The organism is Streptomyces sp. NBC_00094 (genome assembly GCF_026343125.1).
Lineage (GTDB): Bacteria > Actinomycetota > Actinomycetes > Streptomycetales > Streptomycetaceae > Streptomyces.
The window spans coordinates 6,089,465-6,107,447 of record NZ_JAPEMB010000001.1 but is presented as its reverse complement, the minus strand read 5'-3'; the positions used below and the strand labels follow the sequence as shown (position 1 = coordinate 6,107,447).

The window sequence follows — 17,983 nt, the reverse complement described above, 5'->3', positions numbered from 1 at the left end:
TGCCCTCCGCGGTGCCCCGGCCGCTCAGACGGCCCCGGCCCCCGTCAGCGCCCGGACCTCGGTCTCGGCGTGCCGCGCCTCGTCCGGCGGCTCGGTCGACGTGACCGTACCGATCCAGCCCGCGAGGAATCCGAGCGGGATCGAGACCACACCGGGGTTCTGCAGCGGGAAGAGGTGGAAGTCGACACCGGGGAACAGCGCCTCCGGGCTGCCGGAGACCACCGGCGACAGCAGGACGAGCAGCACCGCGGGAACGAGCCCGCCGTAGACCGACCACACCGCGCCCCGGGTGGTGAACTTCCGCCAGAACAGCGAGTAGAGCAGGACGGGCAGGTTGGCGGAGGCGGCGACCGCGAAGGCGAGGCCGACGAGGAAGGCCACGTTGAGGTCGCGGGCGAGCAGCCCGAGGCCGATGGCGGCCGCGCCGATCCCGGCTGCGGCGAACCGCGCCACGGTCACCTCGCTGTACTGCCGCTTCGCGTGCCGGCGACGCAGCGAGCTGTACAGGTCGTGGGCGACGGAGGCCGAGGAGGCGAGCGTGATCCCGGCGACGACCGCGAGGATCGTCGCGAAGGCGACGGCGGCGACGATGGCGAAGAGCACGGTGCCGCCGGTGGAGCCCGCGCCGCCGCCGAGGTCGAGGGCGAGCAGCGGTACGGCGGTGTTCCCCGAGGCGTTGGAGGCGCGGACCTCGGCGGGGCCGATCAGGGCGGCGGCACCGAAGCCGAGCACGATGGTCATCAGGTAGAAGCTGCCGATGAGGCCGATGGCCCAGACGACGGAGCGGCGGGCGGCCCGGGCGGTGGGCACGGTGTAGAAGCGCGACAGGATGTGCGGCAGGCCGGCGGTGCCCAGGACGAGGGCGATGCCGAGGCTGATGAAGTCGAGGCGCGCGGTCCAGTCGCCGCCGTAGCGCAGCCCGGGGCCGAGGAAGTCCCGTCCGTGGCCGCTGCGGTCGGCCGCCGCGGAGAGCAGGCTGTTCACGTCGCCGTGGAAGCGGAGCAGGACGAGGACGGTGAGGGCGATCGTGCCCGCCATGAGCAGCACAGCCTTGACGATCTGGATCCAGGTGGTGGCCCTCATGCCGCCGAGCGACACGTAGATCACCATCAGCGCCCCCACGCCGACCACGGTCCAGGAGCGGGCCGCCTCGCTGGTGCCGCCGAGCAGCAGGGCGACCAGGCTTCCGGCGCCGACCATCTGGGCCACGAGGTAGAGCACGGAGACGGCCACGGAGGAGGTTCCGGCGGCGATCCGTACCGGCCGCTCGGACATCCGCGCGGCGACGACGTCCGCGAGCGTGAACCGACCGCAGTTGCGGACCAGTTCCGCGACGAGCAGGAGGACGACCAGCCAGGCGACGAGGAAGCCGACGGAGTACAGCATGCCGTCGTAGCCGTAGAGGGCGATCAGCCCCGAGATGCCGAGGAAGGAGGCGGCGGACATGTAGTCGCCGGCGATGGCGAAACCGTTCTCCATGGGCGAGAACAGCCTGCCCCCGGCGTAGAACTCCTCCGCCGAGCCGTGCCGGTTGCGGCTCACCCAGGTGGTGATCCCCAGGGTGACGGCGATGAAGACGCTGAAGAGCACGAGCGCCAGGGTCTGATGGTCTCCGGTCATCGCTGCGCCACCCCTCTGGTCATCTCCTGCGTGTCCCAGCGGAGCTCCAGGGCCGCCCGGTCCCGGCGCAGTCGAGCGTGGCGGGCGTAGGCCCAGGTCAGCAGGAAGGTGCTGACGAACTGTCCGAGTCCCGCGACCATCGCCACGTTCACGGCCCCGGCGACCGGCCGCGCCATGAGTCCGGGTGCCGCGGTCGCCGCGACGACATAGGCGAGGTACCAGAGGAGGAACGCGAGGGTGGCAGGGAGGACGAACCGGCGGTAGCGGCGCCGCACTTCCTGGAAGGCGGGACTCCGCTGGACCTCCAGGTAGATCTCCGCCGCACCGGGAACCCGCTGCCGCGGCACTGCCGTGTCGTACCGGGGGGCGTCGGTCGGCCCCGCCGAAACGTCGCACCCGTCCTGAATGTCCACCTGCTCCACCGGCCAACTCTCCTTGTCAGCGAACCGTTTCGGCCGCGTGCCCAAGGATGGACAGAGCAGGAAGATCCCGGACTCTTCTCCTCCCTCTCTTCACCCCATCAGGTGACACTTCTCCCAGGTGACCTGACCGGGCCGTGCTGATATGCGTACCGCACGGCCCGTCAGGTGATCGCCGGCTCGGGTGAGCCGGTCAGGCGTCGATGCGCGAGCGGTCGAGGGTCGCCGCGGAGCTGGTGATGAACTCCTTGCGGGGCGCCACGTCGTTGCCCATGAGGAGGTCGAAGACCTGCTCCGCCGAGTCCAGGTCGCCGATGTTGATCCGGCGCAGGGTGCGGTGGCGCGGGTCCATCGTGGTCTCCGCGAGCTGGTCGGCGTCCATCTCGCCCAGACCCTTGTAGCGCTGGATGGAGTCCTTGTAGCGGACCCCCTTGCGCTGGTACTCCAGCAGGGTCTGCCGCAGCTCGTTGTCCGAGTACGTGTAGACGTACTTGTCCTGGCCCTTCTTCGGCTGGACGAGCTCGATCCGGTGCAGCGGGGGTACGGCCGCGAAGACGCGTCCGGCCTCGACCATGGGCCGCATGTAGCGCTGGAAGAGCGTCAGCAGCAGGCAGCGGATGTGGGCGCCGTCGACGTCGGCGTCGACCAGCAGGACGATCTTTCCGTAGCGCGCCGCGTCGATGTCGAAGGTGCGGCCCGAGCCCGCTCCTATGACCTGGATGATCGCCCCGCACTCGGCGTTCTTGAGCATGTCCGAGACCGAGGACTTCTGGACGTTGAGGATCTTGCCGCGGATGGGCAGCAGGGCCTGGAACTCGCTGTTGCGGGCGAGCTTCGCCGTACCGAGGGCCGAGTCGCCCTCGACGATGAAGAGCTCGCTGCGCTCCACGTCGTCGCTGCGGCAGTCGGCGAGCTTGGCCGGCAGCGAGGAGGACTCGAGCGCGGTCTTCCTGCGCTGCGCGTCCTTGTGCTGGCGGGCCGCGATCCGGGTCCTGGCGGCGGCGACGGCCTTGTCGAGGACGGCACGGGCCTGCGCCTTGGCGTCCCTCTTGGTGGAGGTCAGGAAGTCCTTGAGCTCCTTGGCGACCACGTTCGCCACGATCCGGCGGGCGGCGGAGGTGCCCAGGACCTCCTTCGTCTGCCCCTCGAACTGCGGCTCGGCGAGGCGGACCGTCACGACGGCCGTGAGCCCCTCCAGGGCGTCGTCCTTGACGATGTCGTCCTCGGCGACGCGCAGCATCTTGGCCGAGCGGAGGACCTCGTTCACCGTCTTGGTGATCGCCTGCTCGAAACCGGAGACGTGGGTACCCCCCTTGGGGGTGGCGATGATGTTGACGAAGGACTTGACCGACGTGTCGTAGCCGGTGCCCCAGCGCAGGGCGACGTCGACGGCGAGCTCGCGGGTGACCTCGGTCGGGGTCATGTGCCCGCGCTCGTCGAGGACCGGGACGGTCTCCTTGAAGGTGCCCATGCCGGTGAGGCGCTGGATGTCGCAGACGGCCTTGTCCTGCGCGAGGTACTCGCAGAACTCGCTGATGCCGCCGTCGAAGCGGAAGGTCTCCTCGCTCTTGCCGATTCCGGCCAGGTCCCGCTCGTCGCGGACGACGATGGTGAGGCCGGGCACGAGGAAGGCGGTCTGCCGGGCGCGCTGGTGGAGCGTCTCCAGCGAGAGCTTGGCGTCCTTGAGGAAGATCTGCCGGTCCGCCCAGTAGCGGACCCGCGTGCCCGTACGGGTCTTCGGGACGCGCTTGCCCTTCTGCAGGCCGTTGCCCGGGTCGAAGGGGCTGTCGGAGCCCTGCTCCGTGAAGATGCCGGGGACACCGCGGCGGAAGCTGATCGTGTGCGTGGCGCTGTTCCGGTCGACCTCGACGTCGAGGCGGGCCGACAGGGCGTTCACCACGGAGGCTCCGACGCCGTGCAGACCGCCGGACGCGGCGTACGAACCGCCGCCGAACTTTCCGCCGGCGTGCAGCTTGGTCATGACGACCTCGACGCCGGACAGCCCCGTCTTCGGCTCGACGTCGACCGGGATGCCTCGGCCGTTGTCCCGGACCTCGACGGAGCCGTCCTCATGGAGGATGACGTCGATGTGGTCGCAGTAGCCACCGAGGGCCTCGTCGACCGAGTTGTCGATGATCTCCCAGATGCAGTGCATCAGGCCGCGGCTGTCGGTGGACCCGATGTACATACCGGGGCGCTTGCGGACCGCTTCGAGCCCTTCGAGTACGAGCAGGTGCCGCGCGGTGTAGTTGGAACCGTCACGGTCTGCGGTCAGCAGCGCACTGGACGGCACGGACGTTTCGGCGGTCACGCGGTTCGCTCCTCGCTGAATTTGAAAACTGGCCCGGTGGGGTAAGGCCCGGCGTCGTTCACCGGTCAGAGGGTACCGATGCCTGGTAGGACGGTGTTCACGCCACCCACCCCGTTTCCTCATGCTAGTCCAGGGTCGTATGGATGTTCGATCCCTCGATGGGGTGACGCGAACATCACGTTCCCTTCCAGGCATGAACCATTTAGGCTCCGGGCACGTCCTCATCAACAACCGGCAACCACGCCGGGAGGACGCACCGACACAAGCAACGCGAAATCCGTAGTGCGAAGCAATACGGCTCATTCGCCGCCAACCGGCAGCAGACAGCCACCTTGGGAAAAAGTTTCGAGGAAAAGCCACGAGCGGGAACGTTTCCGGCCTGGTTGGATGTTGACCCTGGTACGACAGCTCGTCGAGCTAGAGAAGAGGCGACGTGACTACTGTTCTGACCCCCGCGAGCCCCCTGACGGCCGCTGACCGCTGCGACCGCTGCGGCGCCCAGGCATACCTGCGTGTCGTCCTGACCAGCGGAGGTGACTTGCTCTTCTGCGCCCACCACGGCCGCAAGTTCGAGCCGGAACTCAAGAAGATCGCCGCTGAGATACAGGATGAGACGGACCGGCTGACCGACGTGCCGGCCCGCACGACGGGCGACGAGCACTGACGCCTCGCACCCCCGACGAGCCCCGAGCCGGTCACTGATCGGCCGACGGGCGGCCACCCCCGCAGTCGAGGGGGGTGGCCGCCCGTTCTCGTATCCGCGGCCGGGATCACTCCCGCCCGCGACCGGAGTGGATCGTCAGAAGCGCTCCGGGAGCACCGCCGAGACCCGCGTGTAGACGCCCGGGTTCTCCGCCTGCCCACAGCCGCTCCCCCAGGACACCAGGCCGACGAGGAGCCCCCCAGCCACCAGAGGGCCGCCACTGTCCCCCTGGCACGCGTCCCTGCCGCCCTGCGGGTCGCCCGCGCACAGCATCGTGTCGCTGCGGTACGCGACGCCGAAACCGCCCGGGTACGCCCGCTCGCACGCCGCGTCCGGCAGCACCTGGACACGGGCCGTCCGCAGCGCGGAGGCGTAGGTCCCGTTGCCGGTCGTGTCACCCCAGCCGTAGACGTCCGCCTCCGTACCGGGCGCGTAGGCCGGGTCTCCCGCGCGGGCGACGCCGATCACGTACGACTGCGGCAGCGCGCTCGCGAGCGTCAGCAACGCGAGATCGCCCGAGTTCGTCGTCGGGTCGTAGTCGGGGTTGATCCAGGTCTCGGAGATCCCGATCTCCTGCCCACCCTGCCCCCGCAACGCGGCGCGGCCGGCGATGACCGCGAAGTCACGTACCTCCCACGGCTCGCCGCCGAGCACCTCCCTGCCCAGGCAGTGGGCCGCCGTGAGCACCTTGGTCGGCGCCACGACCACGCCTCCGCAGAACTGCCCCGCCCGGGTACCCCCGAACCGGTCACGACTGGACAGCGCCACGACCCACGGCGCCTCCGCGATCAGGGCCTGTCGGCCGCCCACCACGACGCTGTCGGCGCCCGCGGGGACGGCGGTGGCGACTTGCCCCGCCGCCGCCGTGATCAGGCCCAGGGCACCCGTCAAGGCACGGGTGAAGGGACCACGCATGGAGCCTCCTGACTCTGCGGTGATGTCGGTTCACCCAGCGTCCTGCACCTGCCCGCACCGTGCACCCGCGCACAAGCGAAGGGCCCGGTTCCTCCCTCTCGGGGAAACCGGGCCCTTCGTGTGTCGCTCTGTGCCTCGGACGGATCAGTCGAGGTAGTCGCGCAGGACCTGCGAACGCGACGGGTGGCGCAGCTTCGACATCGTCTTCGACTCGATCTGACGGATGCGCTCGCGCGTCACGCCGTAGACCTTGCCGATCTCGTCCAGCGTCTTCGGCTGGCCGTCGGTGAGGCCGAAGCGCATCGAGACGACGCCCGCCTCACGCTCGGAGAGCGTGTCGAGCACGGAGTGCAGCTGCTCCTGGAGGAGCGTGAAGCTCACCGCGTCGGCCGGCACGACCGCCTCGGAGTCCTCGATGAGGTCACCGAACTCGCTGTCGCCGTCCTCACCCAGGGGGGTGTGGAGGGAGATCGGCTCACGGCCGTACTTCTGGACCTCGATGACCTTCTCAGGGGTCATGTCGAGCTCCTTGGCCAGCTCCTCCGGGGTGGGCTCACGGCCCAGGTCCTGGAGCATCTGGCGCTGCACACGCGCGAGCTTGTTGATGACCTCGACCATGTGCACCGGGATACGGATGGTGCGGGCCTGGTCGGCCATGGCGCGGGTGATCGCCTGACGGATCCACCAGGTGGCGTACGTGGAGAACTTGTAGCCCTTGGTGTAGTCGAACTTCTCGACCGCGCGGATCAGACCCAGGTTGCCCTCCTGGATCAGGTCCAGGAAGAGCATGCCTCGGCCGGTGTAACGCTTGGCCAGGGAGACCACCAGACGGAGGTTGGCCTCCAGGAGGTGGTTCTTGGCCCGGCGGCCGTCCTCGGCGATGATCTCCAGCTCACGCTTGAGCTTCGGAGCGAGCTTGTCCGAGTTCGCGAGCTTGTCCTCGGCGAACAGGCCGGCCTCGATGCGCTTGGCGAGCTCGACCTCCTGCTCGGCGTTGAGCAGCGGGACCTTGCCGATCTGCTTGAGGTAGTCCTTGACCGGGTCGGCCGTGGCACCGGCGACGGCGACCTGCTGGGCAGGCGCGTCGTCCTCGTCCTCGTCGGACAGGACGAAGCCCTTGCTCTCGCCCTCGGTCTCTTCCTCTTCGCCCTTGCCGGGCGTGACCTCGTCGAGGAGCTCCTCGCCCTCGGCGAGCTCGTCGGCGTCCTTCTTGGACGTGGCCTTCTTGGCCGTCGTCTTCTTGGCGACGGTCTTCTTGGCCACCGTCTTCTTGGCAACCGTCTTCTTCGCGGCTGCCTTCTTGGCGGGCGACCCGGCCTCGTCGGCCAGGTCGTCGTCGGCCGCGGAAGCCGTAGAGGCCGAGACGGTGGTCTTCGTCACGGTCGTCCTGGCAGTGACGGTCTTGGTGGCGGTGCGCTTGGCCGGGCTCTTCGCAGCGACGCTCTTGCGGGCGCGCTTCGGCGACTCCGCTGCACTGACCATCAGCGTCACACCCTCTTCCTCGAGGATCTGATTGAGGCTGCGCAGAACATTCTTCCACTGGGTTGGCGGAATCTGGTCGGCCTCGAAGGCCCGACGCACGTCATCGCCGGCGATCTGCCCATCAGCCTTTCCCCGCTCGATGAGCGCCATCACAGACTCGGACTCGGCGATCTCCGGCGGGAGCGTACGGGATGTGCTGGCCGACACGAACAACCTCTCGGAACGATGGAAACGGCTTCCGGCCCCGCCCTGGATCGGGCTGGAGCCGACGACCGTCGGCGGGAAATGTGCCGACGGCGCGGGTTGGGCCGGGGAACTGCACAGCGCCTCGAACGGCTGCTGTATTCCTTCCTCGGCTGTCACCTCTTAGGTCATCGCACGGCTCGGAGGAGTGTTACGCCCAATCTTCGTGGCCCGAGTCACACCTCATATGCGGCGAAACAGCCGAAGTGGTAAATCATGGCACATTCGCGCCGCCGGGACCCTGGCGCCATCCGGGGAAGCCCTGACGGGCTCCCCCGGACCACGATCGGACCCGGCGGCAGGCGATGCGTACGCCTCCGTGCTTCCGCCCACAGTCCGCGATCAGTGTTCGCGGGGGGCGGGAACGACGCGCTCCACCTCGGGGTGGACGGTCAGCAGCTGCCGCATGGCGGTCTCGGCGCCGTGGGCGTCCCCGGCGGCCAGCGCGTCGACGATCCGGGCGTGGTGCGTCAGGCAGGCCTCGCTCGGCCGGTCGCAGCCCGTGACGGGACCGCCGGAGACATGGAGCGCGGCGCCGACGATGCCGGAGAGGTGCTCCAGCATGCGGTTCCCGGCGAGCTGGATGAGCAGGGAGTGGAACTCGGCGTCCGCGCGGGAGAAGGTGACCGCGTCACCCTGCGCGTACGCGTGCCCCATGATCTCGACCATGTCGGCGAGGCGCTGCTGGACGTCCTCGCGGCCGTGTCCGGCGGCGAGGCGGGCGGCCAGCGGCTCGATCATCCAGCGCAGCTCGTTCAGCTCGCGGCGCTGGTCGTCGCGCTGCGGGCCGAAGGCGCGCCACTCGATGATGTCGGGGTCGAGGAGGTTCCAGTCACTGACGGGCCTGACCCGGGTGCCGACGTTCGGGCGGGCGCTGACGAGACCCTTGGCCTCCAGCACGCGCAGCGACTCGCGGACGACGGTGCGCGAGACCTCGAACCGCTGGCCGATCTCCTCGGGGACGAGGGGGCGGTCGGCTCCGAGGTCACCGGAGACGATCATCTGGCCGAGCTGCTGGACGAGCTGCCCGTGCAGCCCCCGGCCCCGGCTGCCGGCGCTCCGGCGACCGACACGGCCCAGGTCGGTGTCCACGCCCTCCCAGGAGGGCGGGCCCACGCGGCCGGCGCCGGGCGCCTCCGCGTAGGGGTAGCGGTCGAGATCGCCCGGGGCGCCGAGGCCGGACTCGACGGGGCGGGCGGCGGTCATCATGGTGTGCGCAAGGGTACTCACGCATCCTTTGTCGGCGTTGCTTCCGTGACCCTTGAGGTCTTTGGTGAAAAGCACACGAAAGGGTGATCGGCACCCCCTACACAATTGACGATTAATCGGACATAGTGGGCAATTTTTAAGAGAGTTGATCGGAATCCGGAACCTTTCGGTCCGAATTCGATCACCAACGTGCCTTTCGGTGAAGCCCGGTGAACACATAGGCGCAGAGCAACCCCGTCAACACCATCGAGAGCGCCACCCCGGCGGGCTGTCCGACCACCCGCAGCGCTCCCGTCAACCACCGGTCCGCGGCCGGAGGCCACTGCGGTCCGGCGAACTCGCGCAACCTCCCGGGCAGTCCGGCGACCGACCGCACCGACGGTCCCGTCAGCACCTTCTGCAGCAGCGGAACGAAAGCCACCGGTACGGCGAGGACCGCGGCCACGCCCGCGGCGGCGGCGCGGAACACTCCGGCCCCGAGCACCCCCGCCCAGGCGCAGCCCACGAGCAGCCCCAGCCAACTCGCACAGAGCGCAGGCCAGTTCTCCGGTACAGGGATCAACTCGCCGCCGTAGACGAGGCGCAGGGCCCCCAGGTCGGCCGCCGCGACGAGCCCCCCGAGGCCCAGGGCCACGGCCGCCGACACCGCGAGCTTGGCCAGGAGCAGGCCGAGCCGGCGGGGCACGGCGCCCCGGCCCGCCGTGAGCGCGGGATAGCGGTACTCCTCCCCGAAGGAGCAGGCGCCGATCAGCCCGGCCCCGAGGGCGGCGGGCGGCAGCGGCAGGATCGCGGGCCAGCCCGCGAGGACGGCGGGCAGCGCGGCCACGCCCCCGCGCCCGAGGAGCAGCGCGAGGGTCACGGAGACGAGCAGGACCGTCGCCACGACGAGCGGGGTGCTCGGCACGCCCACGAGCCGGCGGAGCTCGTACCGGAGTGGGCGCGAGGGCGAGCGCGCCGGCCTCCGGGCGGCGGCCCGGGAGGGTGGAACGCGAGGCTCGGCGGGATCCTGCCCGGAGGGGGCCGCTCCGGAGGGGCCTTGCCCTGAGGCGGCCTGCCCGGAAGGGTCCTGCCCGGGGTGGTTCCGTCCGGAAGCGCCGCGCTCGCGGGTGGCGTCCTTCGGAGTGCGGGAAGCGGGCGCCGTGTCGCCGGTCTCGTCGGCGAGGCGGTGGATCACCACACCGTGGCGGAACGCGGTGTCGCCGACGGCGGCGCAGTCACTGCCGTAGACCGACAGCAGGTTGCCGTCCTCCGCGACCACCTCGACCGGCCGGCGGGCGGCCCTGGCCTCCTGAGTCACCGCCGCGGCCAGTCGAGCGACGTGGGGGGTGCGGACCGCGACCCGGGGCCGCAGCCGGGTGCGCGCGAACTCGGTCGCGTCCTGGTCGGCGACGAGACGGCCGCCGTCGAGAGTGACGACCCGGTCGGCGTGCCGGGCCGCGTCCTTGGGGTCGCACGTGGTGTAGAGCACCGTTCCCCCGCCGGCCGCGTGCGCGCGCAGGAGTTCGTACAACCAGGCGCTCTCGGCGGCGGAGAGGCCGGCGCCCGGCTCGTCGAGCAGCAGGGTGTGCGGGGCGCCCAACAGGGCGCAGGCCAGGCCGAGTCGACGGTCCGCGCCGAGCGGCAGGGTGCCGATCCTCCGTCCCTCCAGTCCGGTGAGGCCCACGGAGCGCAGCGCTTCCTCGGCCCGCGCGAGGGGAGTTCCGGACGCGGCGCAGAGCATCCGCAGTTGCCCCCGGAGGGTACGGGAGGGGTGTCCTGGTACGTCGCCGAGGAACACGCCGACCTCGCGGGACGGGTGGGCGACGCGATGCAGCGGTCTGCCCCGGAAGTAGGTGATCCCGCGGCCCGGATCGAGTTCGAGGATGAGCCGGAGCGTGGTGGTCTTGCCGGAGCCCGTCGGGCCGAGGAGCGCGGTCACTGCGCCGGGCCGCGCCTCGAAGGTCAGATCGTCCACGACGGGCGGGCGATCACGGCGGGGAGTGCTGGTCAGTCCGATTGCCTGGAGCATCGCTTCTCTCGCGGTAGGTGACACCGCTCCGCGGCAGGGCGGCGCTACCGCAGCAAGATAACGCTACATTTCGGACTTTCGGCGCAGGGTTGACACCTGGGGCGCCGGAACAGCGGGTCGATCAGACCTCGGGGCGCAGCATCGGCGGGTTGAGGAGGGTGGCCCCACCTGCCCGGAAGAGCTGGGCGGGGCGCCCTCCCTGACGGGTCGTGGTGCCACCGGCCGGGACGAGGAAGCCGGGCGTGCCGGTCACCTTGCGATGGAAGTTGCGCGGGTCCAGGGCGACGCCCCAGACGGCCTCGTAGACGCGCCGCAGCTCTCCGACCGTGAACTCCGGCGGGCAGAACGCCGTGGCGAGGGAGGAGTACTCGATCTTGGAACGGGCCCGCTCCACTCCGTCGGCGAGGATCCGGGCGTGGTCGAAGGCGAGCGGCTCGGCTCCTCCGCCCCCTTCCCTCTCGGCCTCCGCTCCGGCTGCCACGTCCTCGCCGAGCAGCTCCTCGACCGGGGCCCAGCGGGCGCTGTTCGCGTCCCCGCCGGCCCTCGGGGCGGGAAGGTCCGGGGCGAGCGCCAGGTGCGCGACGCTGACCACCCGCATCCGCGGGTCACGGTCGGGAGCCCCGTACGTCGCCAGCTGCTCGAGGTGCGCGCCGTTGCCCTCCACGGGCGGCGGATCGCCCGGGTCGTGGGCGTGGAGACCGGTCTCCTCGATCAGCTCGCGGGCGGCCGCGGCGCCGAGGTCCTCACCCTCGCGGACGAAGCCGCCGGGGAGCGCCCAGCACCCCTGGAACGGTGCTTCTCCCCTCCGCACGACCAGCGTGCAGAGCGCGTGGCGCCGCACGGTGAGCACGACCAGGTCGACGGTGACAGCGAAAGGCGGAAAGGCCGACGGGTCGTAGGGAGACATGCCGCGATCATAGTCGTCTCCCTGACGATAAACACGCCTCGGAGAGTGATCGGCGGCGACTTCTTCGTCGCGCCGTGAAGCTTCCGTCGTGTCTGCGCCCGGCATCCCGTCACACCCCCAGCTGAAGGCCCTCTGCGGCCTCCTCGACCATACCGAGACCGAGCCTGCCGACCCGCACGGCGAAGGGCTCTCCCGCCACCACGAGCCCCGACAGTCGAATCGCGCCCAGCGGGGCCGAGGGCATGGGGTGCACCGACACGGAGCGCCCCGGCGCGTCGGGCCGGATCCCGGCGAGCGTGACGAGGGCCTGCACCGCCCCGGCGGCCGCGACGGCCGCGGGTCGGCACGCGGCCGGGTGCGGCACCGGACGCGATCCGGCCGTCCGCTGCTCCCCCGCGTACATCTCGGGAAGCCGATGCGCGAAGGCCTCCGCGGCGTCGAGCAGTCCGCGCAGCAGGGAGGCGGCCTCCTTCTCGTGGCCGGCGGCGGCGAGGCCCGCCACGGCGACCGCCGTCTCGTGCACCCGGACCGCGCCGGCCCGGTGGCCGAAGGGGTTGTATCCCGGTTCCTTGGTGCCCAGTCCGCGCAGGCCCCAGCCGGAGTCGAGGGCAGGCGTGGCAAGCTGTCTGGCCACCTGCTCGGTCTCCGCCCTGTCCAGCAGGCCCTGCGCGTACCGCCCGCCGCCCAGCAGTCCGGTGTCGAGCAAATGCGCGGCCCAGCCGCCCCACTGGGACCATGTCCGACCGCCCGGAGCGCGGGCGACGGCCGGCCGGCCCCCTGCCCGGTCGTCGAGCCAGAACTCCCGACGGAACCCCTCGCGCAGTGTCCGCGACGACTCGCGCAGAGCGTCTCCCCCGGGCCGCCCGCAGGCGTCGAGCAGGTCCGCGCCGAGCAGGGCCGCGCGGTGCGCGTGCGCCTGGGTCTCCGCCCGCCAGGGACCGGCGGGCCCCGGGTCGGATACGAAGCCGTCCCGGGCGACCGTGCGGCGCAGCCAGCCGAGGCAGCGCTCCGCCGCCGGGAGCAGCTCCTCCAGATCCGCGGTGGGCAGGCCCCAGCGGCGGGCCTCGGCGAGGACGGCCGGCACGGCGAGGGTGGCCTCGATGCCCGTGCAGCGGGGCGGAAGGTGCGGACCTGCGTCCCGGAGGGGTCCGGCGAGGCGGCCGGACTCGGGTCCGGTGCCCTGGAGTTGGGTGCGGCACAGCGCGCGGAGCGTGGTGGCGGCGAGCCTGGTCCCGAGGGGCAGGGCCATGCGGGCGGCCCAGAGCGCCTCGGCGGTGACCGGTCCGCAACGCCAGGGGACGCCGGCCGCGAGGTGGACGTCGGCGGGGTGGGCGGGGTCTCGCTGGAGCAGGGCCCGCAGGTCCTCGACGGCGGCGCGGAGCAGCTCCCCCGGGCGTGGGTCGTCGCCCTCGGCCAGCGCCTCCGCGAGGAGGTGGCCGCCGGGCCGTCCGAAGCGTCCTCCCGAGGCGGGCACCGGCCCGGCCGGGCGGTCGTCACGTACCCGCAGGTGGATCGTGAACGGGGCTCCCGGCGCCAGCTCGGCCTCCCAGCGCAGGACGCCGGCCGCCGCCAGGGAGTCCATGGGCGGCGGGTCCGCGGTGACGGCGGCGGACCGTCCGTCGCCCGCGGTCCAGCGCAGTCCGGTGCCGTGGACGCTCGGGGTGAGCTCGGGTCCCGTCCGGCCGGTCGCGACCGCGCCCAGGTCCGCGAGATCCGTGCCCAGAGCGATCTCCACGGGGAGGCGGAGGGTGCGGGCGGTCGCATTGCGCAGGGTGATGCGCTCGGTTCCGTCGGCGCCTCGTGAGCGCTCGACGGCGAGCCCGGGATCCGGCCCCGTGTCCCCGGGGACACGCAGCACGCCGAGGAACACCGCCCGGTCGGCGCCCGCCATGCGGCCTTGGAGGGTGACGGGTTCGCGCCCCGCCACCCGCAGGACGCAGCGGGACAGGAGCCGTCTTCCCGCCGCGTACACGCCCTCGGGCCCCTCGCCGGTGAGCTGCCCGTGCTCGGCACAGACGGCGAGGGCGGGCAGGGCCACGCAGAGGAGCGCGCCGTGCACCGAGGGCAGCTCCCCCGGCCGCGCCGCGCGGGACGGCGCCGAGCCCACGCCGGACGGGGGTCCGTGCGTGAGCCCCTTCGGGTGTCCTGCGGGGCGTCCGGGGGCCGGGACGGGGCTGAGGGCCATGGCGGGTATGGGGTGCTCTCTGTACGGTCCGGGCGGCCGGCGGCGTGACGGCGGCACGGTTCGTCCGACACCGCCAGAGAGGTGAACGCGCGCGTGGGCGGCCGGGTCACGGTCGTCATCGACCGCTCCTGCTGCCGCGCTGCCCTCCGTGGCGCGGGGCACCGCTCCCCGGCCTGCCCGTGGCGGGGCCGCTCGGCCGGACTCCGGCCGATGTCCCGCGCTCCCTGCCGCCGGTCTGCCGCCCGGGCTTCCTGAGGCTCTGCCGGACCCCCTGCGGGCGGGCCGTGCGGGTCGTGACCCGCCGGGAGGGCGACGGAGCGGCCTGCTCCACGGGCGTCCGGGAGTCCCGCTCGCTCCGCAGACAGGAGCGGAGCGACTCGGGGTCCAGGCCTTCGTTGCACGCCTGGTGCAGCAGTCGGGCGAAGACGTACTCGGGGTCGGCGTCGAGCGCGAGTCCCAGGGCTACCCGGGCGGTCGGCTCGTCGCCGGTGGACCAGGCCGTCCAGCCCGCGAGGGTGAGCGGCGCGGCGGCGTGCTCCTCGTAGGGGGTGACGCAGCGTCGGGCCAGTACGCGCCAGAGCCGCAGCGCGGCGGTGCCCTCCCAGCCCTCCATCCATTCGGCGGCGCGGTCCCGGGTGGCCCGGTCCTGGAGGCCCAGGATGATCGCGGCCGCCTCTTCGGTCCCGATCAGAGCGTCGTCGGCCGCGTCCGTCGCCATCACGCCCTCTGCGGTCCTCGCCTGCGCCTCCGCCCCGCCGGAGGGCCGGGACCGGGACGTCGCACCATCGGCAGGACGGTCCCCGGACGACCCGCGCACCGGATTGGCGAACCGCCGGAGGATCTCGCGCGCGGTGCGCAGCGTCGCCTCGCGCACCTCTTCCCGCCCCTGTCCCGGCGGGCCTTCGAGGATGCGGGGCACGATCGCGGCGGCCGCCGCGTCGAGGGCGGCGCGCTGCTGTTCGTCCCCGGGCGTGCCGTACGGCTTGAGTCGGGCCTCCATGTCCCGGAGAGAGCCACGCACCTGGAGGCCGGCGTAAGCGGCGGACGCCGCCGCCACCGAGGTGCCGTTGAGCGCCAGGGGCGTACCGCCGGGCGGGCAGCACCGCTCGTCCGGGCAGCAGTAGGAGAAGTAGAGACCGTCGGAGATGCAGAGGGCTTCGTAGACGGGGATGTCGAGGGCGCCGCAGGCCGTCCGCAGTCGCTGCGCAAAGGGGCGCAGCCGCTCCATGACCCGGTGGCCCGTCTCGCCGGGCGCCGGGTCCTGGCACAGGAAGACGACGATCCCGTCCGGCCTGGCGCCGTGCCGGGCGCCGCCCTCGACGAGGCATTCGGCGAGGTGGTCCGCGGTGGACGCCCATTCGCCGGGCGAGCGCGGGATGCCGAGCCTGACCCGGCCGCCGAAGCGGCCGCGTTCACCGTGGAGAGCGACCAGGACGACGGAGTCGCTGGGGTGGAAGCCCAGCATGTAGGGCAGGGCGTCGGCCAGTTCGGCCGGGCCGCGCAGGGTGATCCGCTGGGTACGGGAAAGTCCACTGGGTTCGTGGTGATTCGCGTTCATGGTCAGGACGGTCTCGTGATCTCCCGATTTCCGAAACCCCTGTGGATAACTCCGGGAATGCGGCATCTGCCGCCCCGTGGAGTTGTCCACAGGGCGGCCGTGCGACGGGATCGAAACCCCTATGCTCGTGACCGCGTGACGGTGCTAAAGGTGCTCAGCCCGCGGCGGCGAGGACCAGCGGAAGCACCTGCTGGGCGCCGGCCTGACGGAGCAGGCGGGCGGCGACGGCGAGGGTCCAGCCGGAGTCGGTGGAGTCGTCCACGAGCAGGACCGGACCGGGAGAACCCGCCAGGGCGGCGGCCAGCTCCTCCGGGACGGCGAAGGCCCCGGAAAGCGCCCGCAGACGCTGGGCGGAGTTGCTGCGGCGTGCCGCGTGCGCGCCCTCGGGCCCCGTGTAGGTCAGGGTGCCCAGGAAGGGCAGGCGGCCGACGGTCGCGATGCCCTGGGCGAGGGAGCCGACCAAGTGCGGGCGGGTCATGGACGGTACGGCGACGACGCCCACCGGCCGGGCGCCGGCGTCCTGGACGTTCGGCGCCCAGCCGCCCGGGGAGCGCGCCCAGTCGGCGAGGACGGCCACCGCGGCCTTCAGGACGTCGTCCGGGACCGGGCCGTCGGGCGTGTTGTCGGCGAGCAGCGGGCGCAGCCGGTTGCCCCAGCCGATGTCCGAGAGCCGCCCCAGGGCCCGCCCGGTGGAGCACTGCTCTCCGGCGGGGATGCGCCCCTTGAGGTTGATGCCCAGCGCGGGCATCCCGGTCGGCCACATCCGGCGCGGCTCGACCTCCACACCCGGGCGGTCCAGCTCCTTCGCGGCCCCGGTCAGCGTCTCGGAGGAGACGGAGGAGTCCGCCCAGGGCCCCGCGCAGTTGTCACAGCGGCCGCACGGGACGGCTCCCTCGTCGTCGAGCTGGCGGCGCAGGAACTCCATCCGGCACCCGGACGTGCTCACGTAGTCGCGCATGGCCTGCTGCTCGGCCGCCCGCTGCCGGGCCACCCACGCGTACCGCTCGGAGTCGTAGGTCCACTCCCGCCCGGTGGAGGTCCATCCGCCCTTCACCCTCTTGACGGCCCCGTCCACGTCGAGGACCTTCAGCATGGTCTCCAGCCGGGTGCGACGAAGGTCCACCGCCGCCTCCAGGGCGGGCACGGAGAGCGCCCGGCCCGCGTCGGCGAGGGCCGAGAGGGTCTGCCGGACCTGGGCCTCGGGCGGGAAGGCCGTATCGGCGAAGTAGCGCCAGATGGCCTCGTCCTCCGCGCCCGGCAGCAGCAGGACGTCGGCGTGCTCGACCCCGCGACCGGCTCGACCGACCTGCTGGTAGTAGGCGATGGGAGAGGAGGGCGACCCCAGGTGCACCACGAAGCCGAGGTCGGGCTTGTCGAAGCCCATGCCCAGCGCCGATGTCGCGACCAGCGCCTTGACCCGGTTCTCCTGGAGGTCGACCTCGGCCTGCAGCCGGTCGGCGTTCTCCGTGCGTCCCGTGTAGGAGGCCACCGTGAAGCCGCGCTGGCGCAGGAAGGCGGTCGCCTCCTCGGCGGCGGCCACGGTGAGGGCGTAGATGATCCCGGATCCCTGCAGCTCGTTCAGGTGCTCGGCGAGCCAGGCCAGGCGGTGCGCGGCGTCCGGCAGCCGGACCACGCCGAGGCGCAGGCTCTCCCGGTCCAGCGGGCCGCGCAGGACAAGGGCCTCGCCGGCCCCGGTGCCCAGCTGCTCGGCCACGTCCGCGGTCACGCGCGCGTTGGCCGTCGCGGTGGTGGCCAGCACCGGCACGCCGGGGGCGAGCTCGGCGAGCATCGCCCGCAGCCGGCGGTAGTCGGGCCGGAAGTCGTGCCCCCAGTCCGAGATGCAGTGCGCCTCGTCGACCACCAGGAGACCGGTCGTGGCCGCGAGCTTGGGCAGGACCTGCTCGCGGAAGTCGACGGAATTGAGGCGTTCGGGACTGACGAGGAGCACGTCGGTCTCGCCGCGCTCGACCTCCTCGTAGATGGTGTCCCATTCCTCCGGGTTGGCCGAGTTGATGGTGCGCGCCTGGATGCCGGCGCGCGCCGCCGACTCGACCTGGTTGCGCATCAGCGCCAGGAGCGGCGAGATGATCACGGTGGGACCGGAGCCGCGCCGCCGCAGCAGCGCCGTGGCGACGAAGTACACCGCCGACTTTCCCCAGCCGGTGCGCTGCACCACCAGGGCACGGCGGCGCTCCTCGACCAGAGCCGCCACCGCCTGCCACTGGTCCTCCCGCAGGCGCGCCGAGCCCCCTGGGGTGCCGACGAGCTCAGCGAGGATGGCATCGGCTTCGGCGCGGAGCTCCTGGTTGTCCATCCCTCCATGCAACCCGATGGCACCGACAATCACCCAACTCACTCAGCGTGACATCGCACCCGCAGAGCGTTCGCGGAGCGTGCGGAGGCCGCACGGCGAGCGAGGACGG

12 protein-coding genes are annotated in these 17,983 nt (G+C 72.2%); 1 reads left to right on the top strand and 11 read right to left on the bottom strand.

Translation table 11 applies throughout. The annotated features are described in order from the left end of the window. Nucleotides 1–24: 24 nt before the first annotated feature. The 3 genes from OG580_RS27180 to OG580_RS27170 all read right to left on the bottom strand — a co-directional run bounded on the left by OG580_RS27180 (nucleotide 25) and on the right by OG580_RS27170 (nucleotide 4,350). Nucleotides 25–1,620, bottom strand: coding sequence for a cation acetate symporter (locus tag OG580_RS27180; RefSeq protein ID WP_267046278.1), 1,596 nt, complete (start codon nucleotides 1,618–1,620; stop codon nucleotides 25–27). Then, nucleotides 1,617–2,042, bottom strand: a complete 426-nt coding sequence (locus tag OG580_RS27175) for a DUF485 domain-containing protein (protein ID WP_267046277.1) — start codon at nucleotides 2,040–2,042, stop codon at nucleotides 1,617–1,619. The genes OG580_RS27180 and OG580_RS27175 overlap by 4 nt, the downstream gene beginning before the upstream one ends. Nucleotides 2,043–2,232: 190 nt before the next feature. Next, nucleotides 2,233–4,350 (bottom strand): type IIA DNA topoisomerase subunit B, encoded by a 2,118-nt coding sequence (locus tag OG580_RS27170; protein WP_267046276.1) that lies wholly within the window; start codon nucleotides 4,348–4,350, stop codon nucleotides 2,233–2,235. A 433-nt stretch (nucleotides 4,351–4,783) separates the two neighbouring features. Here OG580_RS27170 and OG580_RS27165 point away from each other — a divergent pair, with 433 nt between their 5' ends. After that, nucleotides 4,784–5,014, top strand: coding sequence for a hypothetical protein (locus OG580_RS27165; protein WP_024754955.1), 231 nt, complete (start codon nucleotides 4,784–4,786; stop codon nucleotides 5,012–5,014). Between the two features lie 135 nt (nucleotides 5,015–5,149). On the opposite strand, the gene OG580_RS27160 is transcribed toward OG580_RS27165, so the two are convergent. The 8 genes from OG580_RS27160 to OG580_RS27125 all read right to left on the bottom strand — a co-directional run bounded on the left by OG580_RS27160 (nucleotide 5,150) and on the right by OG580_RS27125 (nucleotide 17,874). After that, complete coding sequence (locus OG580_RS27160; RefSeq protein WP_267046275.1) at nucleotides 5,150–5,968, bottom strand: serine protease; 819 nt, start codon at nucleotides 5,966–5,968, stop codon at nucleotides 5,150–5,152. 144 nt (nucleotides 5,969–6,112) lie between these two features. Continuing rightward, entirely contained in the window at nucleotides 6,113–7,657 is a 1,545-nt protein-coding gene (locus tag OG580_RS27155) for an RNA polymerase sigma factor (protein ID WP_267046274.1), read from the bottom strand. A gap of 378 nt (nucleotides 7,658–8,035) precedes the next feature. Then, complete coding sequence (locus OG580_RS27150; RefSeq protein ID WP_267046273.1) at nucleotides 8,036–8,923, bottom strand: FadR/GntR family transcriptional regulator; 888 nt, start codon at nucleotides 8,921–8,923, stop codon at nucleotides 8,036–8,038. 160 nt (nucleotides 8,924–9,083) lie between these two features. Then, a complete protein-coding gene (locus tag OG580_RS27145; RefSeq protein ID WP_267046272.1) occupies nucleotides 9,084–10,910 on the bottom strand; it encodes an ABC transporter ATP-binding protein in 1,827 nt (608 codons plus the stop codon). Nucleotides 10,911–11,031: 121 nt separating this feature from the next. Further along, nucleotides 11,032–11,817, bottom strand: a complete 786-nt coding sequence (locus OG580_RS27140) for an NUDIX domain-containing protein (RefSeq protein WP_267046271.1) — start codon at nucleotides 11,815–11,817, stop codon at nucleotides 11,032–11,034. 109 nt (nucleotides 11,818–11,926) lie between these two features. Beyond that, complete coding sequence (locus OG580_RS27135) at nucleotides 11,927–14,002, bottom strand: glycogen debranching N-terminal domain-containing protein (protein WP_267046270.1); 2,076 nt, start codon at nucleotides 14,000–14,002, stop codon at nucleotides 11,927–11,929. 115 nt (nucleotides 14,003–14,117) lie between these two features. After that, complete coding sequence (locus OG580_RS27130; RefSeq protein WP_267046269.1) at nucleotides 14,118–15,560, bottom strand: DUF4192 domain-containing protein; 1,443 nt, start codon at nucleotides 15,558–15,560, stop codon at nucleotides 14,118–14,120. A gap of 154 nt (nucleotides 15,561–15,714) precedes the next feature. Continuing rightward, a complete protein-coding gene (locus OG580_RS27125; protein ID WP_267046268.1) occupies nucleotides 15,715–17,874 on the bottom strand; it encodes a RecQ family ATP-dependent DNA helicase in 2,160 nt (719 codons plus the stop codon). Between the last annotated feature and the right edge of the window lie 109 nt (nucleotides 17,875–17,983).

Excerpts from the sequence above, each read along its gene's own strand:
- OG580_RS27180 (WP_267046278.1), bottom strand. The coding sequence starts at position 1,620 with ATGACCGGAGACCATCAGACCCTGGCGCTCGTGCTCTTCAGCGTCTTC.
- OG580_RS27160 (WP_267046275.1), bottom strand. The coding sequence starts at position 5,968 with ATGCGTGGTCCCTTCACCCGTGCCTTGACGGGTGCCCTGGGCCTGATC.
- OG580_RS27145 (WP_267046272.1), bottom strand. The coding sequence starts at position 10,910 with ATGCTCCAGGCAATCGGACTGACCAGCACTCCCCGCCGTGATCGCCCG.
- OG580_RS27140 (WP_267046271.1), bottom strand. The coding sequence starts at position 11,817 with ATGTCTCCCTACGACCCGTCGGCCTTTCCGCCTTTCGCTGTCACCGTC.
- OG580_RS27135 (WP_267046270.1), bottom strand. The coding sequence starts at position 14,002 with ATGGCCCTCAGCCCCGTCCCGGCCCCCGGACGCCCCGCAGGACACCCG.
- OG580_RS27130 (WP_267046269.1), bottom strand. The coding sequence starts at position 15,560 with ATGAACGCGAATCACCACGAACCCAGTGGACTTTCCCGTACCCAGCGG.
- OG580_RS27125 (WP_267046268.1), bottom strand. The coding sequence starts at position 17,874 with ATGGACAACCAGGAGCTCCGCGCCGAAGCCGATGCCATCCTCGCTGAG.